This window comes from Ottowia sp., assembly GCF_016703145.1.
Taxonomy (GTDB): Bacteria; Pseudomonadota; Gammaproteobacteria; order Burkholderiales; family Burkholderiaceae_C; genus Ottowia.
In genome coordinates this window covers 957,207-982,795 of sequence record NZ_JADJCO010000003.1, presented here as the reverse complement: position 1 = coordinate 982,795, position 25,589 = coordinate 957,207, and the positions used below count along the sequence as shown (strand labels likewise).

Annotated in this window: 26 protein-coding genes and 1 tRNA gene; 2 read left to right on the top strand and 25 right to left on the bottom strand. The window is 69.3% G+C overall.

The window, feature by feature from the left end; translation table 11 throughout:
* The 12 genes from IPG65_RS08405 to IPG65_RS08350 form a co-directional block, all read right to left on the bottom strand.
* Window positions 1-909, bottom strand: coding sequence for a hydroxymethylglutaryl-CoA lyase (locus IPG65_RS08405; protein WP_293188774.1), 909 nt, complete (start codon window positions 907-909; stop codon window positions 1-3).
* A 164-nt stretch (window positions 910-1,073) separates the two neighbouring features.
* Complete coding sequence (locus tag IPG65_RS08400) at window positions 1,074-2,000, bottom strand: glyoxylate/hydroxypyruvate reductase A (protein ID WP_293188773.1); 927 nt, start codon at window positions 1,998-2,000, stop codon at window positions 1,074-1,076.
* Window positions 1,997-4,006, bottom strand: coding sequence for an acetyl/propionyl/methylcrotonyl-CoA carboxylase subunit alpha (locus IPG65_RS08395; RefSeq protein WP_293188772.1), 2,010 nt, complete (start codon window positions 4,004-4,006; stop codon window positions 1,997-1,999). The genes IPG65_RS08400 and IPG65_RS08395 overlap by 4 nt, the downstream gene beginning before the upstream one ends.
* Window positions 4,007-4,031: 25 nt before the next feature.
* Window positions 4,032-4,778, bottom strand: a complete 747-nt coding sequence (locus tag IPG65_RS08390; protein ID WP_293188771.1) for a DUF4126 domain-containing protein — start codon at window positions 4,776-4,778, stop codon at window positions 4,032-4,034.
* Window positions 4,779-4,874: 96 nt separating this feature from the next.
* Window positions 4,875-5,669, bottom strand: a complete 795-nt coding sequence (locus IPG65_RS08385; protein WP_293188770.1) for an enoyl-CoA hydratase/isomerase family protein — start codon at window positions 5,667-5,669, stop codon at window positions 4,875-4,877.
* 68 nt (window positions 5,670-5,737) lie between these two features.
* Window positions 5,738-6,139 (bottom strand): PIN domain nuclease, encoded by a 402-nt coding sequence (locus IPG65_RS08380; protein WP_293188769.1) that lies wholly within the window; start codon window positions 6,137-6,139, stop codon window positions 5,738-5,740.
* On the bottom strand, window positions 6,126-6,470 hold the full coding sequence (locus IPG65_RS08375) for a type II toxin-antitoxin system VapB family antitoxin (protein ID WP_293188768.1): 345 nt from the start codon (window positions 6,468-6,470) through the stop codon (window positions 6,126-6,128). Before IPG65_RS08375 ends, IPG65_RS08380 begins: the two co-directional genes overlap by 14 nt.
* Before the next feature lie 39 nt (window positions 6,471-6,509).
* Window positions 6,510-8,129 carry a carboxyl transferase domain-containing protein gene (locus IPG65_RS08370; protein WP_293188767.1) on the bottom strand — a complete coding sequence of 540 codons (1,620 nt, stop codon included), beginning with the start codon at window positions 8,127-8,129 and terminating at the stop codon, window positions 6,510-6,512.
* A gap of 57 nt (window positions 8,130-8,186) precedes the next feature.
* On the bottom strand, window positions 8,187-9,893 hold the full coding sequence (locus tag IPG65_RS08365) for an AMP-binding protein (RefSeq protein WP_293188766.1): 1,707 nt from the start codon (window positions 9,891-9,893) through the stop codon (window positions 8,187-8,189).
* A gap of 111 nt (window positions 9,894-10,004) precedes the next feature.
* Entirely contained in the window at window positions 10,005-10,361 is a 357-nt protein-coding gene (locus tag IPG65_RS08360; protein WP_293188765.1) for a hypothetical protein, read from the bottom strand.
* 122 nt (window positions 10,362-10,483) lie between these two features.
* On the bottom strand, window positions 10,484-12,547 hold the full coding sequence (locus IPG65_RS08355) for an ATP-dependent helicase (RefSeq protein ID WP_293188764.1): 2,064 nt from the start codon (window positions 12,545-12,547) through the stop codon (window positions 10,484-10,486).
* Window positions 12,548-12,660: 113 nt separating this feature from the next.
* Window positions 12,661-12,795 (bottom strand): hypothetical protein, encoded by a 135-nt coding sequence (locus tag IPG65_RS08350; RefSeq protein ID WP_293188763.1) that lies wholly within the window; start codon window positions 12,793-12,795, stop codon window positions 12,661-12,663.
* A gap of 36 nt (window positions 12,796-12,831) precedes the next feature.
* Here IPG65_RS08350 and IPG65_RS08345 point away from each other — a divergent pair, with 36 nt between their 5' ends.
* Window positions 12,832-13,032, top strand: coding sequence for a hypothetical protein (locus IPG65_RS08345; RefSeq protein WP_293188762.1), 201 nt, complete (start codon window positions 12,832-12,834; stop codon window positions 13,030-13,032).
* Between the two features lie 6 nt (window positions 13,033-13,038).
* Here IPG65_RS08345 and IPG65_RS08340 read toward each other — a convergent pair whose 3' ends face one another.
* The 3 genes from IPG65_RS08340 to hemE all read right to left on the bottom strand — a co-directional run bounded on the left by IPG65_RS08340 (window position 13,039) and on the right by hemE (window position 17,155).
* Complete coding sequence (locus tag IPG65_RS08340) at window positions 13,039-13,410, bottom strand: hypothetical protein (protein WP_293188761.1); 372 nt, start codon at window positions 13,408-13,410, stop codon at window positions 13,039-13,041.
* 110 nt (window positions 13,411-13,520) lie between these two features.
* A complete protein-coding gene (gene priA / locus IPG65_RS08335; protein WP_293188760.1) occupies window positions 13,521-15,638 on the bottom strand; it encodes a primosomal protein N' in 2,118 nt (705 codons plus the stop codon).
* Between the two features lie 335 nt (window positions 15,639-15,973).
* Window positions 15,974-17,155 carry a uroporphyrinogen decarboxylase gene (gene hemE, locus IPG65_RS08330; RefSeq protein ID WP_293188759.1) on the bottom strand — a complete coding sequence of 394 codons (1,182 nt, stop codon included), beginning with the start codon at window positions 17,153-17,155 and terminating at the stop codon, window positions 15,974-15,976.
* Between the two features lie 213 nt (window positions 17,156-17,368).
* Between hemE and IPG65_RS08325 the strand changes: the two genes are divergently transcribed.
* Window positions 17,369-20,059 carry a bifunctional acetate--CoA ligase family protein/GNAT family N-acetyltransferase gene (locus IPG65_RS08325; RefSeq protein ID WP_293188758.1) on the top strand — a complete coding sequence of 897 codons (2,691 nt, stop codon included), beginning with the start codon at window positions 17,369-17,371 and terminating at the stop codon, window positions 20,057-20,059.
* 127 nt (window positions 20,060-20,186) lie between these two features.
* Here the strand turns inward: IPG65_RS08325 and IPG65_RS08320 are convergent.
* The 10 genes from IPG65_RS08320 to rplO form a co-directional block, all read right to left on the bottom strand.
* Window positions 20,187-20,263, bottom strand: a tRNA-Met gene (locus IPG65_RS08320).
* 19 nt (window positions 20,264-20,282) lie between these two features.
* On the bottom strand, window positions 20,283-20,672 hold the full coding sequence (rplQ, locus tag IPG65_RS08315; protein WP_293188757.1) for a 50S ribosomal protein L17: 390 nt from the start codon (window positions 20,670-20,672) through the stop codon (window positions 20,283-20,285).
* Between the two features lie 105 nt (window positions 20,673-20,777).
* A complete protein-coding gene (rpoA, locus tag IPG65_RS08310; RefSeq protein ID WP_293188756.1) occupies window positions 20,778-21,770 on the bottom strand; it encodes a DNA-directed RNA polymerase subunit alpha in 993 nt (330 codons plus the stop codon).
* A 112-nt stretch (window positions 21,771-21,882) separates the two neighbouring features.
* Complete coding sequence (gene rpsD, locus IPG65_RS08305) at window positions 21,883-22,506, bottom strand: 30S ribosomal protein S4 (RefSeq protein ID WP_293188755.1); 624 nt, start codon at window positions 22,504-22,506, stop codon at window positions 21,883-21,885.
* A gap of 95 nt (window positions 22,507-22,601) precedes the next feature.
* A complete protein-coding gene (gene rpsK, locus IPG65_RS08300) occupies window positions 22,602-23,006 on the bottom strand; it encodes a 30S ribosomal protein S11 (RefSeq protein WP_293188754.1) in 405 nt (134 codons plus the stop codon).
* An 18-nt stretch (window positions 23,007-23,024) separates the two neighbouring features.
* Window positions 23,025-23,390 (bottom strand): 30S ribosomal protein S13, encoded by a 366-nt coding sequence (rpsM, locus tag IPG65_RS08295; RefSeq protein WP_293188753.1) that lies wholly within the window; start codon window positions 23,388-23,390, stop codon window positions 23,025-23,027.
* Between the two features lie 35 nt (window positions 23,391-23,425).
* Window positions 23,426-23,539, bottom strand: coding sequence for a 50S ribosomal protein L36 (gene rpmJ, locus IPG65_RS08290; protein WP_011481465.1), 114 nt, complete (start codon window positions 23,537-23,539; stop codon window positions 23,426-23,428).
* 33 nt (window positions 23,540-23,572) lie between these two features.
* Window positions 23,573-23,791, bottom strand: coding sequence for a translation initiation factor IF-1 (infA, locus tag IPG65_RS08285; protein ID WP_293188752.1), 219 nt, complete (start codon window positions 23,789-23,791; stop codon window positions 23,573-23,575).
* Window positions 23,792-23,801: 10 nt separating this feature from the next.
* Entirely contained in the window at window positions 23,802-25,121 is a 1,320-nt protein-coding gene (secY, locus tag IPG65_RS08280; RefSeq protein WP_293188751.1) for a preprotein translocase subunit SecY, read from the bottom strand.
* Between the two features lie 26 nt (window positions 25,122-25,147).
* A complete protein-coding gene (gene rplO, locus IPG65_RS08275) occupies window positions 25,148-25,579 on the bottom strand; it encodes a 50S ribosomal protein L15 (RefSeq protein WP_293188750.1) in 432 nt (143 codons plus the stop codon).
* Window positions 25,580-25,589 lie beyond the last annotated feature (10 nt).

The following is a 25,589-nucleotide window of genomic DNA, read 5'->3' as shown; positions in this document are numbered from 1 at the left end:
TCAGCCGGCCCGCTTGTTGAGCAGCGCCGTCGCCGCGCGCGAATTGGGCTTGCGCCCCAGCTCGGTGCTGATGAACGCGCCGGCATCGACCAGCCTGTCCAGGTCGATGCCGGTGTCGATGCCCAGGCCGTCCAGCAGGTACACGACGTCCTCGGTGGCCACGTTGCCGGTGGCGCCCTTGGCGTAGGGGCAGCCGCCCAGGCCGGCGACGGAGGACTGGAAATTCCACACCCCCAGCTCCAGCGCGGCCAGCGTGTTGGCCAGCGCCTGGCCGTAAGTGTCGTGGAAGTGGCCGGACACGTCGTCGATGCCGTAGTGCGCGAGCGCGGCCTCGATGGCGTTCTGCACCTTGCGCGGCGTGCCGACGCCGATGGTGTCGGCCACGTCCACGCGCTGCACGCCGATGCCCTTGAGCAGGCCCGCCAGGTAGCCCACGCGCGCGGGCGCGACCTCGCCCTCGTAGGGGCAGCCCACGGTGCAGCTCATGGCGCCGCGCACGCGGATGCCGGCGGCCAGGGCGGCCTCGACCACCGGGGCGAAGCGCTCGATGCTCTCGGCGATGGAGCAGTTGATGTTGCGCTGGCTGAAGGCTTCGCTGGCGGCACCGAACACGACGATCTCGTCGGGCGCATCGGCCAGCGCGGCCTCGAAGCCCTTCAGGTTGGGCGTGAGCACCGAGTAGCGCACGCCAGGCAGGCGCGTGATGCCCTCCATGACCTCGTGGTTGTCGGCCATCTGCGGCACCCACTTGGGGCTGACGTAGCTGGTGACCTCGATCTCTTTCAGGCCCGCGGCCTGCAGCCGGTGCACCAGCTCGATCTTGACCGCCGCCGGCACCGGCTGCTTTTCGTTCTGCAGGCCGTCGCGCGGGCCGACGTCGATGATCTGGACTCGGGTGGGCAGGCTCATGGCGCGGTGGTTCGGTCGGAGGGTGAAGGGGCAGTTTAGCGGTTCGGAGCGGCGGGCGGGAGCAGGCCGGCGCCCGCCTCGTTTTTTCAAGCCATTTCGGTCTCAAGCTCGCGTGGGTATTTCGCCTTAAGCTACATAATAAATAGCAAACTGGATCGACGGCTTCAGTACCCGCGCCCGCGCTCCACCAGCCCGCTGGGGGCCGCGCCGGCGGCCAGCGCCCGCACCGCCCGGGCCACCTCCTCGACGGCTTCGCGGCGCCCTGTCTGCGCCGACACGTGGGGCGTGACCGTGACGCCGGGGTGGCGCCACAGCGGGCTGTCGGCCGGCAGCGGCTCGGCCGAGGCGACGTCCAGCGCGGCGCCGGCCAGGTGGCCCTCGTCGAGCAGGGCGCGCAAGTCGGCCTCCACCAGGTGGCCGCCGCGTGCCACGTTGATGACGTAGCCGCCGGGGCGCAGGCGCGCCAGCGTGTCGCGCCGCAGGATGCCGCGCGTGTCGCCGGTCAGCGGCAGCAGGCACACCAGCACGCGCGTGCCGCGCAGGAACTCATGCAGCCCGGCCGCGCCGTCGAAGCAGCGCACGCCCTCGACGCGGCGCGGCGTGCGGCTCCAGCCGAGCACCGGAAAGTCGAACTGCCGCACCGCCTGCGCCACGCGCGCGCCCAGCGCGCCCAGGCCCATGACGCCGACCGGGAAGTCGCCGCGCACCGGCGCGGGCCGCGGCGCCCACTGCCGCGCCTGCTGCTGGCGCGCGTAGCCGTCGAAGCCGCGAAAGAAGCGGATCAGCGCGTGGCACACGTACTCGGCCATCTGCACGGCCATGCCGGCGTCCTCCAGCCGCACCACCCGCAGCGCGGGCGGCAGACACAGCGCCAGCAGCCGGTCCACGCCGGCGCCCAGGTTGAAGACGGCCCGCAGTTGCGGCTGCTCGTCAAACAACTGCTGCGGCGGGTTCCACGCCACCGCATGCTCGTACACCGGCGGCAGGCCGGGCCGCCAGTCGTCCACCTGCGCGCCGGGCAGCGCCGCGCGCAGGTCGGCCAGCCAGGGGGCGGCCGGCTGGCCGTCGCGGTGGCACAGCAGCAGCCTCACGCGGAGACCGCCAGCCGCAGCAGCTCGTCGCCCTCGGCCACCTGGTCGCCGGGGGCGAACAGCAGCTCGCCGACCACGCCGTCCCGCGGCGCGGCGATGGTGTGCTCCATCTTCATGGCCTCCATCACCGCCAGCGGCTGGCCCTTGCGGACCTGCTCGCCCACCTTGACGGCGAAGGACACCACCTTGCCGGGCATGGGCGCCGTCAGGCGCCCGCCCTCGCCCGCGCCTTCGCCGGCGCTGGCCAGCGGGTCCAGCTCGGTGATGGCGGTGGCGCCGTCGGTGCCGAAGATGTGCAGCGCGGCCCCGCGGCGGAACACCTGCACCACCTGGCGCCGGCCGGCGTAGCGCACGTCGATGCGCTCGTCCTGCGGCGTGAACGACAGCGGCGCCGCCGGCTCGTCGCCCACCTGCAGATGCAGGCCACCCGGCAGGTAGCGCAGCTTGGCCACCACCGGCTGGCCCTGGTGGTCGAAGTCGATGCGGCGCGAGGCTACGCCGTGCGAGCGGAAGCCGTCGGTGCGGCTGAAAGGGTCCGGCGTCTCGGCGGCGCGCTCGGCCAGCATGATGTGCGCCGCCGCGGCAGCCACCGCCATGTCCAGGCCCAGCGGGTCCTGGCCGAACAGGCGCCCCTGCTCGCGCTGGATCAGCGCCGTGTCCAGCCGCGCGCCGCTGAACGAGGGCGTGGCCAGCACGCGGCGCAGGAACTGCACGTTGGTCTGCACGCCGACAATGCGCACCAGGGCCAGGGCGGCGTCGAGCCGGCCCAGCGCCTCGGCGCGGGTGCGGCCGCGGACGATGAGCTTGGCGATCATGGAGTCGTAGAAGGGGCTGATGGCGTCGCCCTCGCGCACGCCGTCGTCGATGCGCACGTCGGCCACCTCGAAGCCGCTGGCCGACGGCTTGCGGTAGACGGCGAGCTGGCCGGTGGCGGGCAGGAAGTCGTTGTCGGGGTTCTCGGCGCAGAGGCGCGCCTCGATGGCGTGGCCATGGAGGCGCAGTTGGTCCTGCGCCAGCGGCAGCGGCTCGCCGCTGGCCACGCGCAGTTGCCACTCCACCAGGTCGAGGCCGGTGATGGCCTCGGTGACCGGGTGCTCCACCTGCAGGCGGGTGTTCATCTCCATGAAGTAGAACTTCATGTCTTCCGGTCGCTCGTAGCCGCCCGGCTGCTCGACGATGAACTCGACCGTGCCGGCGCCCACGTAGCCGACGGCGCGCGCGGCGGCCACGGCCGCTTCGCCCATTTGCCGGCGCAGCGCTTCGGTCATGCCGGGCGCGGGGGCTTCCTCCAGCACCTTCTGGTGGCGGCGCTGCACGGAGCAGTCGCGCTCGAACAGGTACACCACGTGGCCGTGCCTGTCGCCGAACACCTGGATCTCGATGTGGCGCGGGCGCTGCACGTACTTCTCGACCAGCACCGCCTCGTTACCGAAGCTGCCCGCGGCCTCACGCTGGCACGAGGCCAGCGCGGCGGCGAAGTCCTCGGCCTTGTCCACCGCGCGCATGCCCTTGCCGCCGCCGCCCGCGCTGGCCTTGATGAGCACGGGGTAGCCGATGCGGCCGGCCTCGCGCTGCAGCAGGGCCGGGTCCTGGTCCTGGCCGTGGTAGCCGGGCACCAGGGGCACGCCGGCGGCTTCCATCAGGCGCTTGGATTCGGCCTTCAGGCCCATGTCCCTGATGGCGCTGGCGGGCGGGCCGATGAAGACCAGCCCCGCATCCTGGCAGGCCTGGGCGAAGTCCTCGTTCTCGCTCAGGAAGCCGTAGCCGGGGTGGATGGCCTGCGCGCCCGTGGCCCGCGCGGCGTCGATGATGCGCTGCCAGCGCAGGTAGCTGTCGCGCGGCGCGCTGCCGCCGACGTGCACGGCCTCGTCGCAGGCCATCACGTGCCGGGCGTGCGCGTCGGCGTCGGAGTACACGGCCGCGGTGCGGATGCCCATGCGGCGCGCGGTGGCGGCCACGCGGCAGGCGATCTCGCCGCGGTTGGCGATCAGGATCTTGGTGAACACCGTCGTCTCTCCTCGAAGAACTGCGTCAGGCTCGGCCGGCCTCGGGCCGCGCGCCGAAGAAGTCCCGCAGCTTGCGCACCACCGCCAGCAGAAAGCGGTAGAGCAGCACCAGCAGGACGATGGACACGGCCAGCATCACCGCCAGCGCGATGCCGAAGGCCAGCGGGTACTGCGTGGCCAGCCACACCGCGGCCACGGCCAGGCCGTCCTCGAAGAACGAGGCCAGCCAGTTGGAGAACGGCTCGGGCGAGGTGTTGATGGCCGCGCGCATGGTGGCCTTGGTGGCGAACGACGTGGCCGCCAGCGAGCCGCCCAGCAGGCCCGCGACCAGGCCCATGGCGGCCGAGTCGGCGCCGAACACGCCGGCCGCCAGCAGCGCCCCGGCGGGAATGCGGATGACGCTGTGCACGGTGTCCCACAGGCTGTCCACCCACGGGATTTTGTCGGCGAAGAACTCGACCAGCAGCATGAAGCCGCTGGCCGCCAGCACGGCCGGGTGCTGCAGCAGTTTGAGCCCCTCGGGCAGCGGGAGCCAGCCGGCGTAGCCCATCGCGCCGGTGAGGAACACCACGGCGTAGAGCCGGAAGCCGCTGGCCCAGCCCAGCGCGGCGGCCAGCGCCACCAGCGCCGGCATGTCCAGCCCGGCGGCGGCCTGCCCCACGGCGGCGCCCACCTGGCCGGCGGCATCGCCCACGGCGGCGGCGGTGGCGCCGCCGGGGTGGATGCCCAGGGTGTGCAGCCATTGCACGAGGTGCCCGATGAGGTCCTGCATGGCTTGGGCGCCGTCAGTTAAAAGCTACATTATTAATAGCTGTTGGTGCAATATCCGCGCTGGCTGCAGGCCGATTTTGCTTGAAATTCGCCATGGTCAGCCCTTCGGTGCCAGCCATGCCGGCTTGCGCTTGTTCAGGAAGCTCTGCACGCCTTCCTTGCCTTCGTCGCTGGCGCGGATGTCGGCGATGCCTTCGACGGTGCGGTCGATCAGAAGGCGCGTGATGTCGCGCCCGGCCACGTCCTGCACCAGCTTCTTGCATTCGCGCACGGCGTTGGGGCTGGCGCTGGCCAGGGCGGCGACGAGTTCGCCCACCTGGGCGTCGAGCCGCGCGGACGGCACCACGGCGTGCACGAAGCCGATGCGCAGCGCTTCGGCGGCGTCGAAGCGCTCGGCGGTGAGGAAGTAGCGGTGCGCAGCGCGCGGCCCCATGGCGCGGATGACGTAGGGGCTGATGGTGGCCGGGATCAGGCCGAGCCGGACCTCGCTCAGGCAAAAGCCGGCGGTGTCCACGCTGACGGCCATGTCGCACGCCGCCACCAGCCCCATGCCGCCGGCGTAGACGTCGCCCTGCACGCGCGCCACCGTGGGCTTGGGGCATTCGTAGATGGCGCGCAGCATGAAGGCCAGCTTGGCGGCGTCTTCCAGGTTCTGCTCGCGCGAGTAGTCGGCCATGCGGCGCATCCAGTTCAGGTCGGCGCCGGCGCAGAAGGCCGGGCCCTCGGCCATCAGCACGATGGCGCGCACGCCGGGCGCCTCGCCCAGCTGCACGAAGGCCTGCGAGAGTTCGGCGATCACCTCGTCGTTGAAGGCGTTGCGCACCTCGGGGCGCGACAGCACCACGGTGGCGACGTGGCCTTGCGTCTCGATGCGGAGGGCGGGCGTGGTCATGGCTTTCTCGTGTCCTCTTGCTGGTGTTCAAGTCATGGAGCGGCGCCCACGGCATCGGTGCGGCGTGGTCAATGCCCCCACACGCGCAGGCCGCGGTGCGCGGCGATGGCGTCGTAGTCGCGGTCGCTGTGCAGCAGCAGGTAGTCGCGCTCGATGCAGAAGGCAGCCACCATCACGTCGATGCTGCTGCGCACGGTGATGCCGCGCGCGCGCAGGTGGCGGTAGTGGCCGGCGGCGGCCAAGGCCACGTCCTCGCCGCCGCACGGCTCGACGCTCAGGGTCTGCAGCACCTGGCGCGCCTGGCGCATGGGGCGCTCGTGGCGAAAGCCGCGCAACACTTCGTACAGCACCAGATCGGGCACCACCAGGCGGGTGCGGCCGTCGTACAGCAGGCGTTCGAGTTCCTCGCTCGCGGCCGTGGACCGGTCGGCGAAGAAATCGATCCACACGCTGGAGTCAACGACCAGCACGGCGCGGCGCCTTCTTGCCGCCGCCAGAGGCGGTCGTCTTTCGCTGTGCCGGGACCGAAGACGCGCGGTAGGCCACGCGCGGCTCGTGCACGCCGAGGGCCGCCGGTTCGCCGGACGGCGCCTCTTCCGGCTGCGGCTCGGGCTGCGTCCAGTCGATGGATTCATCGCCTTCCCACTTCAGCTTGCCCTTCCACTTGAGGATTTCGCGGTACGCCGCCTGCCGGGCGAGCAGGCGCAGGCCGGCCTCCACGGTCTCCTTCTTGGTGGCGTAGGGTCCGGCGTGCATGGCCTTGGCGAGCAATTCGTCGTCGATGTCGATGTTGGTGCGCATGATCTGCATTAGACAGTCAATACGTACACATCGTACACCTTACATGCGGAAAACGCCAAACTTCACGTCCTCCACCGGCGCGTTCTGCGCGGCGGACAAACCCAGCGCCAGCACCCGGCGGGTGTCGGCCGGGTCGATGATGCCGTCGTCCCACAGCCGCGCGGTGGCGTAGTAGGGATGGCCCTGCTCCTCGTACTGCTGGCGGATGGGGGCCTTGAAGGCTTCCTCCTCCTCGGCGCTCCAAGCACCGCCCTTGCCTTCGATGCCGTCGCGCTTGACGGTGGCCAGCACGCTGGCGGCCTGTTCGCCGCCCATCACGCTGATGCGCGCGTTGGGCCACATCCAGAGAAAGCGCGGGCTGTAGGCGCGCCCGCACATGCCATAGTTGCCGGCGCCGAAGCTGCCGCCGATGATGACAGTGAACTTGGGCACGTTGGCGGTGGCCACGGCCGTCACCATCTTGGCGCCGTGGCGGGCGATGCCTTCGTTCTCAACCTTGCGGCCGACCATGAAGCCGGTGATGTTCTGCAGGAACACCAGCGGCACCTTGCGCTGGCAGCACAGCTCGATGAAGTGCGCGCCCTTCTGCGCGCTTTCGCTGAACAGGATGCCGTTGTTGGCGACGATGCCCACCGGCATGCCCTCGATGTGGGCGAAGCCGCACACCAGCGTGGCGCCGAAGCGCGCCTTGAACTCCTGGAACGCGCTGCCGTCGACGATGCGGGCGATGATCTCGCGCACGTCGAAGGGCTTGCGGGTGTCGGTGGGGATCACGCCGTACAGCTCTTCTGCTGCAAATTTAGGAGCAACCGGTGCTTGCAGGTCGCCGGCTGGCGTCTTGGTGTGGTTCAAATGCGCGACCACCTCGCGCGCCAGGGCCAGCGCGTGCGGGTCGTTTTGCGCCAAATGATCGGCCACGCCCGACAGGCGCGTGTGCACGTCGCCGCCGCCCAGATCCTCCGCACTCACCACCTCGCCCGTGGCGGCCTTCACCAGCGGCGGGCCGCCCAGAAAGATGGTGCCCTGGTTCTTGACGATGATGGACTCGTCGCTCATGGCCGGCACGTAAGCGCCGCCGGCGGTACAGCTGCCCATGACCACGGCGATCTGCGCGATGCCCTGCGCGCTCATCTGCGCCTGGTTGAAGAAGATGCGGCCGAAGTGGTCGCGGTCGGGAAACACCTCGTCCTGGTTGGGCAGGTTGGCGCCGCCCGAATCGACCAGGTAGATGCAAGGCAGGCGGTTCTGCTGCGCGATCTCCTGCGCACGCAAATGCTTCTTGACGGTGAGCGGGTAGTAGGTGCCGCCCTTCACGGTGGCATCGTTGCAGACGATCATGCAATCGACGCCGGACACGCGCCCGATGCCGGCCACCATGCCGGCGGCGGGCGCGTCGTTGTCGTACATGTTCAGCGCGGCCAGCGGCGCGATTTCGAGGAAGGGCGTGCCGGGGTCGAGCAGCATCTGCACGCGCACGCGCGGCAGCAGCTTGCCGCGCTCGGTGTGCTTCTTGCGCGCGGCCCGGCTGGCGTCGGTGTCGCCGCCCTGGCCGACTTTGGCGACCTGCGCGCGCAGGTCATCGACGAGGGCGCGCATGGCCTGGGCGTTGGCCTGGAAGTCGGCCGATCGGGGGTTGAGCTTGGTGTCCAGCACGGGCATGTGGGGCTTTCTTATGCTTCTTTTTTGATAGCTGCATGCGTAATATCCACGCTGGCATCAGGCGATTTTTGCTTCAGACAGGCCCAATTCCTGCTTCATCGCGTCGCGGATTCTGAATTTCTGGATCTTGCCGGTCACCGTCATCGGAAAGCCCGTGACGAAGCGGATGTAGCGCGGCACCTTGTAGTGCGCGATCTGGCCCTTGCAGAAGTCGCGGATGTCCTGCTCGCTGATCTGCTGGCCGGGCTTGGCGATGATCCAGGCGGCCAGCTCTTCGCCGAACTTCCGGTCGGGCACGCCCACCACCTGCACGTCCTGCACCTTGGGGTGGCGGTACAGGAACTCCTCGATCTCGCGCGGGTAGACGTTCTCGCCGCCGCGGATCACCATGTCCTTGATGCGGCCGACGATGTTGACGTAGCCCTCGGCGTCCATGGTGGCCAGGTCGCCCGTGTGCATCCAGCCCTCGGCGTCGATGGCCTCGGCCGTGCGCCGCGGGTCATCCCAGTAGCCCTGCATGACGGAATAGCCGCGCGTGCAGAACTCGCCGCGCACGCCGATGGGCACCGTGCGGCCGCTGTCCGGGTCGATGATCTTGATCTCCAGATGCGGCTGCACCAGGCCGACGGTGGACACGCGCTTGTCCAGCGGCGTGGTGGTGCTGCTCTGGCAGCTCACCGGGCTGGTCTCGGTCATGCCGTAGGCGATGGTCACCTCGCGCATGTTCATCTCGCTCTGCACCCGCTTCATCACCTCGATGGGACAGGGCGAGCCGGCCATGATGCCGGTGCGCAGGCTGGAGAGGTCGAACTCGGCAAAGCGCGGGTGGTCCAGCTCGGCGATGAACATGGTGGGCACGCCGTGCAGGCCGGTGCAGCGTTCGGCCTGCACCGTCTGCAGCACGCCGAGGGGCTCGAACGCATCGCCGGGGTACACGATGCAGCCGCCGTGCGTCAGCACCGCCAGGTTGCCCAGCACCATGCCAAAGCAGTGGTACAGCGGCACGGGGATGCACAGGCGGTCCTGCTCGCTGAGCTTCATCGCTTCGCCGATGAAGAAGCCGTTGTTCAGGATGTTGCGGTGCGTCAGCGTGGCGCCCTTGGGAAAGCCGGTGGTGCCGCTGGTGAACTGGATGTTGATGGGGTCCTGCGCGTGCAGCAGCACGGCCACCTGGGCCAGGCGCGCATCGGCCGGGTCGCCCGTCGCCATCAGGTCGGAAAAGCGCATGAAGCCCGGCTGCTCGGCGCCCTCCCCGGCCACGTCGATCCAGATGGCATGGCGCAGGCCCGGCAGCCGGTCGGCGCGCAGCGCGCCCGGCCGCTGCCCGGCCCACTCGGGCGTCAGTTCGCGCAGCATGCCGATGTAGTCGCTGGTCTTGAAGCTGGGCATCGTGACCAGCGCCACGCAGCCCACCTTGTTCAGCGCGTATTCGACCTCGGATGTGCGGTAAGCCGGGTTGATGTTGACCAGCACCAGCCCCGCCTTGGCGGTGGCCAGCTGCATCAGCACCCATTCGGCGTTGTTGTGCGACCAGATGCCGACGCGCTCGCCCGGCTTGAGGCCCAGCCGCAGCAGCGCGCTGGCCAGGCGGTTGGCATCCTGCTGCAACTGGCGGTAGGTGCAGCGCCGCCGCTGGTGCGCCACCACCAGCGCCTCGCGCTCGGAGAAGCGCGCGGCCATGGCGTCGAAGAAGGCGCCAATGGTCTGCTCGATCAGCGGCGGCTGGGCGTCGCCGCGGGCGTAGCTCTCGGTCAGGGGGGCCATGCGGTTGTCTCCTTTGCCAAGGCACTGTAGCCAATGGGCGTGCTTTACGCGAGCACCGAGCTTAAATCGCACCGGCCCGCAGGCGGGCGGCACTTCCCGCGCCGGCAGACGCTACCAGCCGCCCGGCGCCGCGCCGCGCCGCAGGATGAAGCTGCTTTCGGCCGCCGGCACGCCCTCGCGCGCCAGTTGCTGCCAGGCGCCGCGGATCTCGCGCCCGCAGGCCCCGGGCACGAGGTGGCCGCTCCAGAAGGCGTGCAGGCTCTTGCCGTCGCGCGACTCGTCCAGGTTGACCTCGCCGCCCTCGACGTCGCCGGAGGCGATCGAGGCCTGGCCGCCGTAGCTGAACTCGCCGCGCAGGCTCTCGCGGAACTCGGGGTGCTGGCGCAGCAGCAGGCGTCCGCGCTGGCCGAGCTGGGTCAACTCGACCTCCCACGCGCCGTAGAGTTGGGGCGCGCCCCAGCGGCTCACGTCGGGGCAGGCGCGGCCGCCGTCGGCTCGTGCGTCAGCATTTTTTGAATGATTTTGGCCTGTAGCACAGGCACAGAGCGCGCCGACAGCTATCAAAATAAAAGCAAATCGAGCGCGGTGCGTCATCCCACGGTTTCCTGCAAGCTGGGCGGCGCCTTGTCGGCCGCGCGGCGGGCGAACTCGGCGCGCAGCGCCTTGAGCTTCTCGCGCGGGTCCTCGCGCACGGTGGCCTGGTCCAGCGCCATCTCGGCGATGAAGCGGCTGGGCCGCGCGGCGACGATCTCGCGGCCCTGCTTGCGCCGGCGCGTCCAGCTCACGGCCAGCGTGTGCCGCGCGCGCGTGATGCCGACGTACATCAGCCGGCGCTCCTCCTCGATGCGCGCGGCCTGCTGGGCGGCGCCGGCGTCCTCGTCGGGGCGGAAGGGCAGCAGGCCCTCGATCACGCCGGCCAGCACCACGTGCGGCCATTCCAGCCCCTTGGCCGCGTGCAGGGTGGACAGGGTGATGACGTTGGGGTCCTGCTCGCGCTCGTTCAGGGTGGCGATGAGCGAGATGGTCTGCGCCACCTCCAACAGGCTCTTGGTCTCCTGCCGGGTGCTGACGCCGGCGGCGTCCTCGATCTGGCCGCCGCAGCGCCCGGCCATCCAGTCGCGGAACTCCAGCACGTTGGTCCAGCGGGCGGCGGCCTGGGCGTCGCTGTCGGCGCTGTCGTGCAGGTGCTGCTCGTAGCCGATGTCCTTCAGCCAGTCGGCCAGGAAGGCGCGCGCGCCCTCCTGGCCGACGGTGTGGCGGGCGCGGTACTGCAGGTCGCCGACGCAGCGGCCGAATTCCTGCAGGCTGCCCACGGCGCGCGCCGGCAGCGCGGCGCCCAGCGAGTGCGAGAACAGCGCGCCGAACAGCGACAGCCGCGCCTTGCCGGCGAACTCGCCCAGTTGCGCCAGGCTCTGGTGGCCGATGCCGCGCTTGGGGGTGGTGACGGCGCGCAGAAAGGCCGGATCGTCGTCCTCGTTGATCCACAGGCGCAGCCAGGCGCACAGGTCCTTGATCTCGGCGCGGTCGAAGAAGCTCTGGCCACCCGAGACCTTGTACGGAATCTGTGCGCGCCGCAGCGCCTGCTCGAACACGCGCGCCTGGTGGTTGGCGCGGTACAGGATGGCGAAGTCGCGCCATTCCTTGTGCGGCGAGGCCTGGCGCAGCGACTGGATGCGCGCCACGGCGCGCTCGGCCTCGTGCTGCTCGTGGTCGCTGTCCACCACGCGCACCGGCTCGCCCTCGCCCAGCTCGGAGAAGAGGCGCTTGGGAAACAGCTTGGGGTTGGGGCCGATGACGTTGTTGGCCGCGCGCAGGATGGCGCTGGTGGAGCGGTAGTTCTGCTCCAGCTTGATGACCTTGAGCGCCGGGTAGTCGAGCGGCAGGCGCCGCAGGTTGTCCAGCGTGGCGCCGCGCCAGCCGTAGATGCTCTGGTCGTCGTCGCCCACGGCGGTGAAGCTGCCTTCGGGGCCGATCAGCAGCTTCATCAGTTCGTACTGCGTGGCGTTGGTGTCCTGGTACTCGTCCACAAGGATATGGGCCAGGCGCCCGCGCCACTTCTTCGCCACTTGCTCATGTTTTTGAAGCATTCGCAGCGGCAGGCCGATCAGGTCGTCGAAGTCGACGCTCTGGTAAGCCGTCAGGCGCTCCTCGTAGCGCGCCATCAGCAGGGCCGTCTGGCGCTCCCCCTCGCCGCTGGCCTGCGCCAGCGCCTCGGCGGCGTTCAGGCCGGCGTTCTTCCAGCGGCTGATGGTCCACTGCCACTGGCGCGCGGTGGCGGCGTCGGTGGTGCCGCCGCAGTCCTTCAGCAGGCCGAGCACGTCGTCGCTGTCGAGGATGCTGAAGCGGGGCTTGAGGCCCAGCACCGCGCCGTCCTCGCGCAGCAGGCGCACGCCCAGCGCGTGGAAGGTGCAGATCAGTACCTCGCCCGCCGCCTTGCCCACCAGGCCGCGCGCGCGCTCGCGCATCTCGGCGGCGGCCTTGTTGGTGAAGGTGATGGCGGCGATGCGGCGCGGCTCGACCCCGGTCTGGATCAGCCGCGCGATCTTGTGCGTGATGACCCGCGTCTTGCCGGAGCCCGCCCCGGCGAGCACCAGGCACGGGCCGCGCAGGTGGTGGACGGCATCTTGCTGGGCGAGGTTGAGGCGGTCGGTCATGCGCGGCGCCGATGATACCGCCCGCCCCTGTTTGGTACGCTCGCCGCCTCCATGAGCGCGCTGGCCGGCATCCTGGCCGTCACCTTTCCCTTCTTCGCCCTGGTGCTGTGCGGCTACCTGGCGGCGCGCTCGCGCCTGCTGCCGCTGGAGGCCGTGGCGGGGCTGATCACCATCGGGGCGGTGCTGGCGCGATCGCGGATGCAGCCCGCGCCGGCGCGGCCGGCCCCGGCGGGCGACGTGGCAGCCATCACCTTGCTCAAGCTGGTGGCGCATCCGGCGCTGGTGTGGGGCCTGGGCGCGGCGGCGGTGCGCGCGGAGGTGCTGCCGGCGCCCCTGCTGCTGGCGGCGGCGCTGCCGTCGGCCAGCAACGTGTCGCTCTGGCCGAGTGCTTCGGCGCCGACAACGGGCGCGTGGCCCGCATCATCCTGTGGACGACGGCGGCGGCGTTCTTCAGCGTCTCCGGCGTGGTCGCGCTGCTGGGGTGAGCGCCACTATTGGCGCGGCATGGGCAGCGTCATGGGCGGCTGGTTCCGCAGCATCGAATCGAGCTCGTCCTTGGGCAGCGTGGTCACGCTTTCCTTCACCATGCCGCCGCCGACCACGGTGCCGGACACCTGGCCCTCGCCCTTGACGCGGGCCTCGCAGTCGGACTTGTAGAACGGCGGCAGGTTGGCGCAGCGCTGCAGGGCGTTGGCCAGGGCCTGGTCGCTGCTGACCGCGGTGAGCTGGCCGCCGCGGGCGTTGCGCGTTTCCATGCGCGCGGCGCGCGGGTCCTGGTTGGTCTGGGCGGGGCTCATCTGCGCCAGGGCCGGCAGGGCGACGGCGCCGCAGAAGGTGGCGAGCAGGGCAAGGGGTTTCTTCATGGCAAGGCTCCTTTCGTGGGCCGCCGGCGTGGCGGACCCGGCACGACTGAAAGGAACCACCATAGGCCCGCCGCGCCGTCGGCCTTGTCGGACAGGGCCGCCTGGCCGGGTCAGAGAGCGAGCGGATCCACGTCCACCGCCCAGCGCACGATGCTCCGGTGCTCCGGCGCGGCGCGCAGCGCCTGCAGCAGCGGCGCGCAGGCGGCCAGCACGCGCTGCAGGGCGGCGCGGACGGGGCTTTCCAGCAGCATCTGGGCGCGCTCGATGCCGGCCACGCGCTGCACCGCCAGCGGCACGGCGGGGTACCAGGTGACGTGCGGCAGGGCGGTGGCGAGCGCCGGGTCGCGGGCCAGCACGTCTTGCGCCTGCCGGGCCAGCGCGGTCAGGAAGGCCTGCGCCGCCTCCTGGCTGCGCGCGTCGGCCCGCAGCAGCGCGAGGTGGGTGAAGGGCGGTAGCCCGGCCTGGGCACGCTCGGCCAGTTGGCGGGCGGCGAAGCCAGGGTAGTCGTGCGTCTTCAGCGCGGCGTACAGCGGGTGCTGGGGGTGGTGGGTCTGCACCCACATCTCGCTGCCGGCGCTGGCGGCGGCGTCGCGCCCGGCGCGGCCGGCCGCCTGCAGCAGCAGGGCGAACAGGCGCTCGGGCGCGCGGAAGTCGCTGGAGAACAGCGCCGCGTCGGGGTTGACCGCCGCCACCAGGGTGACGCGCCGGAAGTCGTGCCCCTTGGCGATCATCTGCGTGCCGACCAGCACGTCCACCTCGCCGGCGTGCACCTGAGCCAGTTGCGATTCGAGCTGGCCCTTGCCGCGCGTGGAGTCGGCATCGATGCGGGCGATGCGCGCCGGCTGGCCGCCTAGGCGGTGCACGCCGGCCAGCAGCTCGCCCAGGCGCTCCTCCAGCTGCTCGGTGCCGCGGCCAAGGGCGCCGATGTCGAGGTTGCCGCAGCCGGGGCAGGCGCGCGGCACGCGCTGCGCCAGGCCGCAGTGGTGGCAGCGCAGGGTGCGGTCGATCTTGTGGAACACGCGGAAGGCGCTGCAGTGCGGGCATTCGCTCTTCCAGCCGCAGTCGGCGCAGTGCAGCACGGGCGCGTAGCCGCGGCGATTGAGCAGCAGCAGCGCCTGCTCGCCGCGCGCCACGCGCTCGCCGATGGCGGCCAGCAGCGGCGTGGCGATCAGCGCGCCCCGGGGCTGGCGCGCCATGTCCACGCGGCGCACGCGCGGCAGGCCGCCGTCGCTGCCGCTGGCGCCGATGCGCAGCGGCATGGCCAGCCGCTGGTAGCGCCCCGGCCCGCCGTCGGCCGCCGGGGTACTGGCGTGCCAGCTCTCCAGCGAGGGCGTGGCCGAGCCGAGGATGACCCGGGCGCCGGCCAGCCGCCCCCGGTACACGGCCAGGTCGCGCGCCGAGTAGCGCGCGCCTTCCTGCTGCTTGTAGCTGGGGTCGTGCTCCTCGTCCACGACGATCAGCGCCAGGCCCGGCAGCGGCGCCAGCACCGCCACCCGCGTGCCCAGCACGATGCGGGCGCGCCCGGTGTGGGCCGCCAGCCAGGACCGCATGCGCTGCGCCGGGGTCAGGCCGCTGTGCAGCGAGGCCACGGCGTCGGCGCCGAAGCGCTGGGCGAAGCGCGCCTCCAGTTGCGGCGTGAGGTTGATCTCGGGCACCAGCACCAGCACCTGCGCGCCGGGCGCGCGCGCCAGCGCCGCCTGCGCGGCGCGCATGTAGACCTCGGTCTTGCCGCTGCCGGTGGCGCCGAACAGCAGGAAGGGGCCGGGATTCTGATCGATTTCGGCCAAAGCCCGTGCCTGTTCTTCGGTAAGCGCTATGTTTTCAGGAGTATCCGGGATCGTGCCGGGCGCCCCGTCGCCGCCGCGCTTCAGGCGCCTCGCCATCTGCTCGGCGCTCAGGCCACGCAGCTGCGGCGGCAGCGCGGCCAGCGCCACCTCGCCCAGGGCGCGCTGGTAGTAGCGGGCGGCGAAGTCGATCAGCGCGCGCCAATGCGCATCCAGCGGCGGCAGGCCGCCGAGAACGCCGGCGACGTCGCGCACCTGGCCGGCCAGCGCGCCCTGCGGCGGCGGCAGGCCGGCGGCCCAGACCACGCCCAGCACCTCGCGCGCGCCCAGCGGCACGCGCACCAGTGTGCCGGGGGACAGCGGTTCGGCGCTGCGGTAGGTCAGCGGCGCGGCAATGCTGCTGTGAGCGGGCGTGTGGACCGCCACGGCCAGCCAATGGGTCATCCGGGGCGTCCCGGCGCTCGGATCAACATGCAGTTCGAGCCCTAAGTGCTTGATTCAGAAATGCTTCTGGAGTCATACCCAGAATCTGTGGATAACTTTGTTGAAAACCCCCGGCCATCCGCCGCAAGGCCTTGAAAATCAAGGCTTCCGTCACAGTGCCCACCAAAACAGCACGATTCAATGTCTATATGAATCAACCACTTGCGTGCGCTCAGGTGGCAACGAGACGATGGATCGGCGGGGCTGCTCATTTTTGTGCATAAGTCAAGCCCGCAAGGCCAATTTTTTCTCGAATGACCCGGGCAGCGGGCTTGGCAGGGCGGGGAGGCCCCGGTTCAGGCGCCCGCCCGCAACCGGCGCGAATGCTGGTGCACTTCGTCCACCAGGTGCGCGACGTGCTCGGGCGGTGTGAACTGGCTGATGCCGTGGCCCAGGTTGAAGATGTGCGTGACGCCGCGTGCCGCCGGGTCGCGATGCGGCGCGCCGAAGCGGTCCAGCACGCGGCGTGCCTCGGCACGGATGGCCTCGGGCGGGGCGAACAACACGTGGGGGTCGATGTTGCCCTGCAGCGCGGTGGGCACCGGAGTTTCAGGGTAAAAAGTGGCTTTAGCCATCTTGGAATCTACACTTTCAGCTATTGAAATATGAGCATCCGACGCATCGGCCAGGGCCTGGCGGGCGCGCGCCAGGTCCATCGTCCAGTCCAGGCCGAGCGCGTCGCAGGCGAGTTGGCGCATTTCGCTCAACCACAGGCCCCCGCCCTTGGTGAAGACGATGCGCGGCACCACCTGGCCGTCGGCGCCGGTGCGCTTGAGCTGCGCCAGCACGCGCGCCGTATAGGCCAGGCTGAAGTGCTGGAAGGCGCCGTCGGCCAGCACGCCGCCCCAGCTGTCGAACAGCATCACGGCCTGCGCGCCGGCGTCGATCTGCGCATTCAGGTAGGCGGCCACGCTGTCGGCGTTGACGGCCAGCAGGCGGTGCATCAGGTCCGGCCGGGCGTACATCAGTGTCTTGACGTGGCGGTAGTCGCTGCTGCCGCTGCCCTCGACCATGTAGCAGGCCAGCGTCCACGGGCTGCCCGAAAAGCCGATCAGCGGCACGCGGCCGTTCAGTGCCTTGCGGATGCTGGTCACGGCGTCGAAGACGTAGCGCAGCTTGTCCATGTCGGGCACCGCCAGTTGCGCCACCGCCGCCTCGTCGCGCACCGTGCGTTCGAACTTCGGCCCCTCGCCCTGCTGGAACGACAGGCCCAGGCCCATGGCGTCGGGCACGGTGAGGATGTCGGAAAACAGGATGGCCGCGTCCAGCGGGTAGCGCGCCAGCGGCTGCAGCGTGACCTCGGTGGCGTAGTCCACGTTGGTGGCCAGGCCCATGAAGCTGCCGGCCTTGGCGCGCGTGGCGCAGTATTCGGGCAGGTAGCGGCCGGCCTGACGCATCAGCCAGACGGGGGTGTGGTCGGTGGCCTGGCCGAGGCAGGCGCGCAGGAAGGTGTCGTTCTGGAGGGGCGCGAAGGTCATGGCCTGGATTGTCTCAGGCCGCGGGCCCGGGGACGGCGGCACCGGGGCGCGGCGGAGGCCGGCGCGGAATTTTCAGGCATTTTCCGCCCTTAGCCCGCGTCGGATATGCGCCAACAGCTATTGATTATGTAGCTAACGCAGGCCGGCCGCGCGCGCCCGTCTGCGGCGAGAATGCGAGTCAGCCCGTCTTCTCCCCGCTCCTCCCGGCCGCCCATGGACAAGCACTACCTCACTCCCCTGTTCGAACCCCAGTCCATCGCCCTGTTCACCGGCGCGCAAGATGCGCCCGAGCGGCAGACGCCGCAGGCGCGCGCGCTGCGGGCGCACCTGCGGGCGCAGACCTTCAAGGGCGAGGTGGCGGCGCTGGACGTCAGCACCTCGGGCACGCTGGCCGACCTGGCGCAGACCAAGGCCGACCTGGCCGTCATCGCCCTGCCGGTGGACGAGATCCTGTCCGCGCTGGAGCTGGCCGGGCGCATCAAGGTGAAGGCCGCGCTGGTGCTGTCGGCCGGCGTCGACGCCGAGCGGGCGCACGAGATGCAGTGCGTGGCGCAGCGCCACGGCTTCTGGCTGCTGGGGCCGAACAGCCAGGGCTTCCAGCGGCCCGACCTGCTGCTCAACGCTAGCTCGGCCGGCACTCTGGCGGCGCCGGGGCAACTGGCGCTGGTGTCGCAGTCGGGGGCGCTCACGGCCTCGATCCTGGACTGGGCGCACGCCAACCAAGTGGGCTTCTCGGCCGTGGTGGCGCTGGGCCCGCACACGCAGGTGGACCTGGCGGCGGTGCTGGACTACCTGGCCAACGACCGGCACACCCAGGGCATCGTGATCTACATGGAGGGCATCGCCAACGCGCGGCGCTTCACCAGCGCGCTGCGCGCGGCGGCACACGCCAAGCCGGTGGTGGTGCTCAAGGCCGGGCGCCATCCCGCCGGCAACGCGGCCGCGCAGACGCATTCGGGCGCCATCGTCGGCAGCGACGAGGTGTTCGACGCCGTGCTGCGCCGCGCCGGCGCGGTGCGGGTGCGCAACTTCGTCGAGCTGTTCTCGGCCGCCAAGTGCCTGGCCTCGCGCTACCGGCCGGTGGGCCGGCGCCTGGGCGTCATCACCAACGGCGGCGGCCCCGGCGTGCTGGCGGCCGATTGGGTGAACGAGCTGAACCTGCGGCTGGGCGTGCTGTCCGAGGCCAGCATCCAGGCGCTGGCGCCGCTGCTGGCGCCGGCCGCCTCGCTGGCCGATCTGATCGACCTGTCGGAAGACGCCACGCCCGCGCACTATCGCGCGGCGCTGGAGGCGGCCTCGCGCGACAAGGCGCTGGACGGCGTGCTGGTCCTGCACTCACCCAAGTTCGGCGGCGACCCCGAAGCCGTGGCGCGGGAGCTGGCGGCCGTCAAGCCGGCGCTGTCCAAGCCGTTGGTGGCGGCCTGGATGGGCGACGCCTCGGTGACCTCGGCCAACCAGGTGCTGGCCGAGGCGCAGATCCCCAACTTCCGCACGCCCGAGGGCGCGGTGAATGCCTTCGGCAACATCGCCTCGTTCTACCAGAACCAGCAGATGCTGCAGCAGACGCCCCCGCCGCTGACGCACCTGGCCGCGCCCGACGTGGAGGGCGCGCGCCTACTGATCGAGAGCGTGCTGGCCGAGCGCCGCACGGTGCTGACCGAGATGGAGTCCAAGTCGCTGCTGTCGGCCTTCCACATCCCGGTGACGCAGACGCTGCTGGCGCGCAGCGCCAACGAGGCGATGATGATCGGCACGCAGCTCGGCTACCCTGTGGCGCTGAAGATCGACTCGCCCGACATCAGCCACAAGAGCGACGTGGGCGGCGTCGCGCTGAACCTGACGAACGCCGCCGCCGTGCGGGACGGCTACCAGCAGATGATGGACGCGGTGCGCCGCCAGAAGCCCGAGGCGCGCATCAACGGCGTCACGGTGCAGGCCATGGCGCGCGCCGACCGCGGGCGCGAGCTGTACATCGGCGTGGTCACCGACGACCCCTTCGGCCCGGTGATCGCCTTCGGCGCCGGCGGCACCATGATCGAGCTGCTGAACGACCACGCCATGGAGTTGCCGCCGCTCAACCAGTTCCTGGCGCGGCGGCTGATCGAGCGCTCGCGCGTGCACGAGACGCTGGGCGAATGGCGCGGCCGCCCGCCCATCGACCGGACGGTGCTGGAGCAGATGCTGCTGCGCGTGTCGGAGATGGTGTGCGAGCTGCCGCAACTGCGCGAGATGGACATCAACCCCGTGATCGTGGACGAGCACGGCGCGGTGGCGGTGGACGCGCGCATCGTCGTCGGCGCGGCGGCGCAAACCTCGTCCGGCCGCGCCGGCCGCTACGGGCACCTGTCCATCCTGCCCTACCCGGCGCGCCACACCCAGCTCTGGCCGCTGCGCGGCGGCGGTGAGTACCGGGTGCGCCCGGTCAAGCCCGACGACGCGCAGATGCTGCAGGACTTTGTGTCGCGCCTGTCGAGCGAGAGCCGCTACTTCCGCTTTGTCTCCAACATCGCGGTGCTGCCGCCGTCGATGCTCTCGCGCTTCACGCTGATCGACTACGACCGCGAGATGGCGCTGTGCGCCGAGGTGGACGTCGAGGAGCAGGGCCAGGAAGGCGAGACGCTCAAGCGCCACCGCATCATCGGTGTGTCGCGCTACATCACCAACCCCGACCAGACGAGCTGCGAGTTCTCGCTGGTGGTGGACGACACCTACGCCGGCCAAGGCCTGGGCACGCGGCTGATGCTGAGCATCATGGACGTGGCGCGCGACAAGGGCCTGCAGCAGATCGAGGGTCTGGTGCTGGCCAACAACAGCGGCATGCTCAAGCTGATGCGCGGCATGGGCTTCAAGGTCAAGTCCTTCCACGAGGATCCTGATTTCAAGCTGGTGACTCACTCGCTCTGATCACTATTAAAAATATAGCTTCTAGCGCAATAGGGATGCGAGCTGAAGCCCGATTTGACCAAAAATCCGCGATCGGGCCCGCGCAAAGAAAAAGCCCGCCTGGACAGGCGGGCTTTTTAACGAACTTTGGTTGCGCGAGGAGGATTTGAACCTCCGACCTTTGGGTTATGAGCCCAACGAGCTACCAGACTGCTCCATCGCGCGGTAAGCGGCGAATTATAGCTTATTCCTGGCCGGACTGCCCGTCGTCGGCCGCGGGGCGGTCCACCAGCTCGACGAAGGCCATCGGGGCGTTATCGCCGACGCGAAAGCCCATCTTCAGGATGCGGGTGTAGCCGCCCGGGCGCGCCTTGAAGCGCGGGCCCAGGTCGGTGAACAGCTTGGCCACGCTGGCGTCGTCGCGCAGGCGGGCGAAGGCCAGACGGCGGTTGGCCACGCTGTCCTGCTTGGCCAGGGTGATCATGGGCTCGACCACGCGGCGCAACTCCTTGGCCTTGGGCAGCGTGGTCTTGATCGCCTCGTGGGCGATCAGCGAGTTCATCATGTTGCGCAGCATCGCCTGGCGATGCGCGCTGGTGCGGTTGAGTTTGCGAAGGCCGGAACCGTGACGCATGGTGCTTTTCCTTTCTTACCTTGTTCGATGAGGCCGCCGGATCAGGTACGGCCCCTGCACGTGATGCCGCCCGAAACGGGAGCGGCGACCATCAAAAGAGCGCTGTCAGCGCTTGTCCAGCCCCGAGGGCGGCAAGTTCTCCAGCTTCATGCCCAGGGTCAGGCCGCGCGAGGCCAGCACTTCCTTGATTTCGTTGAGCGACTTGCGGCCCAGGTTGGGGGTCTTGAGCAGCTCGTTCTCGGTGCGCTGGATCAGGTCACCGATGTAGTAGATGTTCTCGGCCTTCAGACAGTTGGCCGAGCGCACCGTCAGCTCCAGCTCGTCCACCGGGCGCAGCAGGATCGGATCGAAGCTGCTGGCGCCGCTGGTACGCTGCGGCTGGTCGAAGGCGGCCAGTTCGCTGCCCTCGAGCTGCGCGAACACGGCGAGCTGCTCGACCAAAATCTTGGCCGAGGCGCGCACGGCGTCCTCGGCGGTGATGGCGCCGTTGGTCTCGATCTCCATCACCAGCTTGTCGAGGTCGGTGCGCTGCTCGACGCGGGCGTTCTCGACGGCGTAGCTCACGCGCTTGACGGGCGAGAACGAGGCATCGAGCACGATGCGGCCGATCGACTTGGTCGGCTCGTCGGCGTAGCGGCGCAGCGTGCCGGGCACGTAGCCGCGGCCCTTCTCCACCTTGATCTGCATGTCGAGCTTGCCGGCCTGCGACAGATTGGCGATGACGTGCTCGGGGTTGACGATCTCGACGTCGTGCGGCGTCTGGATATCGGCGGCGGTGACCGCGCCCTCGCCGTCCTTGCGCAGGCTCAGCGTGACCTCGTCGCGGTTGTGCAGCTTGAAGACCACGCCCTTGAGGTTCAGCAGGATGTTGACCACGTCCTCCTGGATGCCGTCGATGCTGGAATACTCGTGCACCACGCCGGCAATCGTCACCTCGGTGGGTGAGTAGCCGACCATGGACGACAGCAGCACGCGGCGCAGCGCGTTGCCCAGGGTGTGGCCGTAGCCACGTTCGAACGGTTCGAGCGTGACCTTCGCCTTGTGGTTGCCCAGGGGTTCGACGTTGATCGCCTTGGGTTTCAGCAGTTGGGTTTGCATTCTGTAGACTTCCTCTCAATACCCCCGGCTCGTTACACCGGTAAGGCTGGTGAAGCGCCAAACCCGCCACGCAGGCGGGTCGGAACCAAGGTGACGCTGAGACGCAATGGACTCAGCGCGAATAAAGTTCGACGATCAGCGATTCGTTGATATCGGCACCGAACTCGTCGCGATCGGGCGTCTTCTTGAAGGTGCCTTCCGCCTTGTCGGCGTTGACCTCGACCCAGGAGGGGAAGCCTACCTGGCCCGCCAGTTGCAGGGCTTCCTGCACGCGGGTCTGCTTCTTGGACTTCTCGCGCACGGCGACCACGTCGCCGGTCTTGACCATGTACGACGCGATGTTCACCGACTGACCGTTCACCGTGACCGCCCTGTGCGACACCAGTTGGCGCGCCTCGGCGCGGGTGGAGCCGAAGCCCATGCGGTAGACCACGTTGTCCAGGCGCGATTCCAGCAGGAACAGCAGGTTGGCGCCGGTGTTGCCCTTGCGGCGCTCGGCTTCCTCGAAGTAGCGGCGGAACTGCTTTTCCAGCACGCCGTACATGCGTTTGACCTTCTGCTTCTCGCGCAGCTGAAGGCCGTAGTCGGACGTACGCTGGCCGGAAGTGCGGCCGTGCTGGCCGGGCTTGGAGTCGAACTTGGCCTTGTCGCTGATGGAGCGGCGCGCGCTCTTCAGGAACAGGTCGGTGCCTTCACGGCGGGAAAGTTTGGCCTTGGGGCCGAGGTAACGTGCCACTTGGATTTCCTTGATCGAGTCATCTGCCGCGGCGGGATCGCCGCAGGAGCTGGGCAGGACAAGTCCTCCCCAGCGGTGGGCTTGGGTTTAACGAATCAGATGCGGCGGCGCTTCTGCGGACGGCAGCCGTTGTGCGGCACGGGCGTCACGTCGGAAATGGACGTGATGCGGATGCCCAGCGCCGCCAGCGCGCGCACCGAGGACTCGCGGCCAGGGCCGGGACCCTTGATCTCGACGTCCACGTTCTTGATGCCCTGGTCGATCGCCGCGCGGCCGGCCGATTCGGAGGCCACCTGGGCAGCGAAGGGCGTCGACTTACGCGAGCCCTTGAAGCCCTGGCCGCCGGACGAGGCCCACGACAGCGCGTTGCCCTGGCGGTCGGTGATGGTGATGATGGTGTTGTTGAACGACGCGTGAACGTGGGCAATGCCGTCCGAAATGTTCTTGCGGACTTTCTTGCGCACGCGCTGCGCGGCGTTGCTGGCGGGTGCTTTGGCCATGGTGGAGCGGTTCCTTGATTATTTTTTCAGCGCCTGCGCAGCCCTGCGCGGGCCCTTGCGGGTGCGGGCGTTGGTGCGGGTGCGCTGTCCGCGCATCGGCAGGCCGCGGCGGTGACGGAAGCCGCGATAGCAGCCGATGTCCATCAGCCGCTTGATGTTCATCGTGGTCTCGCGGCGCAGGTCGCCTTCGATGATGTACTTGGCGATCTGGTCGCGGATTTTTTCCTGGTCCCCGTCGGTCAGGTCCTTGACCTTCTTCGCATACGGAATGCCGCAAGCCTCGCAAATCTCGCGTGCGCGCTGACGGCCAATGCCGTAGATCGCCGTCAGGCCGATTTCGGCGTGCTTGTGCGGCGGAATGTTGATACCAGCAATACGTGCCATGTGCTCTTATCCTCTGAACGTTCGTGCAGCCGCCATCAACCCTGGCGCTGCTTGTGGCGCGGGTCGGTGCAGATCACACGCACCACGCCCTTGCGGCGGATGATCTTGCAGTTGCGGCAAATCTTCTTGACCGAAGCTGAAACTCTCATTTCATTCTCCTAAAACTGTTTCCTCGTCCGCGCCTACTTGGCCCGGAACACGATACGCGCCCGCGACAGGTCGTACGGCGTCATTTCCACTGTGACCCTGTCCCCCGGCAGGATGCGGATGTAGTGCATGCGCATCTTTCCCGAAATGTGACCCAGCACCACATGCCCGTTGTCCAGTTTCACGCGGAACGTGGCATTGGGCAGGTTCTCCAGAACCTCACCCTGCATCTGGATGACGTCGTCCTTGGACATGATGGCGTTTTCACCCGCCGAGCGTGGTCTTGAAATTGGCTTTCTTTAAGAGCGACTCGTACTGCTGGCTCATCATGTAGTTCTGCACCTGCGCCATGAAATCCATCGTCACCACCACCAGAATCAGCAGCGAGGTGCCGCCGAAATAGAACGGGACGTTGTAACGCAGGATCAGGAACTCGGGCAGCAGGCACACCAAGGTGATGTAGATGGCGCCGGCCAGCGTGAGGCGCATCAGGATCTTGTCGATGTACTTGGCCGTCTGGTCACCTGGGCGGATACCCGGAATGAAGGCACCGCTCTTCTTCAGGTTGTCCGCCGTCTCGCGGCTGTTGAACACCAGCGCCGTGTAGAAGAAGCAGAAGAAGATGATCGCCGTCGCATACAGCATCACGTAGATCGGCTGCCCTGGCGACAGCGTCGACGCGATGTCCTTCAGCCAGCGCATCGAGTCGCCGGTGCTGAACCAGCCCACGACGGTCGCCGGCAGCAGGATGATGGACGACGCGAAGATCGGCGGAATCACCCCGGCCATGTTCAGCTTGAGCGGCAGGTGCGACGACTGGCCGCCATACACCTTGTTGCCCACCTGGCGGCGCGCGTAGTTCACCAGTATCTTGCGCTGGCCGCGCTCGATGAACACCACGAAGTAGGTCACCAAGCCCACCAGCGCCACGATGAACAGGGCGACGATGATGCTCATGGCCCCGGTGCGCACCAACTCCATCAGGCCACCCACCGCGCTGGGCAGGCCCGCCGCGATGCCGGCGAAGATCAGGATCGAAATTCCGTTGCCCAGCCCGCGCTCGGTGATCTGCTCGCCCAGCCACATCAGGAACATGGTGCCGGCCGTCAGGCTGACCACCGCCGTCATGCGGAATCCCCAGCCCGGGCTGACCACGAGGCCTTGGGAAGCCTCCAGCGCCACGGCGATGCCGAACGACTGGAACAGCGCCAGGCCGAGCGTGCCGTACCGGGTGTACTGCGTGATCTTGCGGCGCCCGGCCTCGCCCTCTTTCTTGAGCTGCTCGAACATGGGCAGCACATAGGTCATGAGCTGCATGATGATCGAGGCCGAGATATAGGGCATGATGCCCAGGGCGAACACCGTGAAGCGCGACAGCGCGCCCCCCGAGAACATGTTGAACAGGTTCAGGATGCCGCCCTGCTGGCCCTCGAACAACTGGCGCAGTTGGTCGGGATTGATGCCAGGCACGGGAATGTGCGCGCCGATCCGGTACACGACCAGCGCGAGCAGCAGAAAGACCAGACGGCGACGCAGGTCGCCGTACTTGCCCGTCTTCGCGATTTGCGTTGCGCTGGTGGCCACTACTCAAATACCTTCAAGATGGCGCATCAGGCCAGTGAACCGCCAACCGCCTCGATGGCGGTCTTGGCACCCGCGGTCGCGCCAACGCCCGTCAGCTTGACGGCCTTGGTCAGCTCGCCCGACTTGATGACCTTCACGACCTTGACGATCTCGCGCACCAGCCCAGCCTTCTTGAGGGCGAGCAGGTTCACCTCGGCCTCGCCCAAACGCTCCAGGTCGGACAGGGTCACCTCGGCGTTGTACTTGAGCGAGGCGGACTTGAAGCCACGCTTGGGCAGGCGGCGCTGCAGCGGCATCTGGCCGCCTTCGAAGCCGACCTTGTGGTAGCCGCCCGCACGGGACTTCTGGCCCTTGTGGCCACGCCCGGCCGTCTTGCCAAGGCCGGAGCCGATACCGCGACCCACGCGGCGGCGGCCACGCTTGGCACCCTCTGCGGGCTTGATGCTGTTGAGTTCCATGACCCGATTC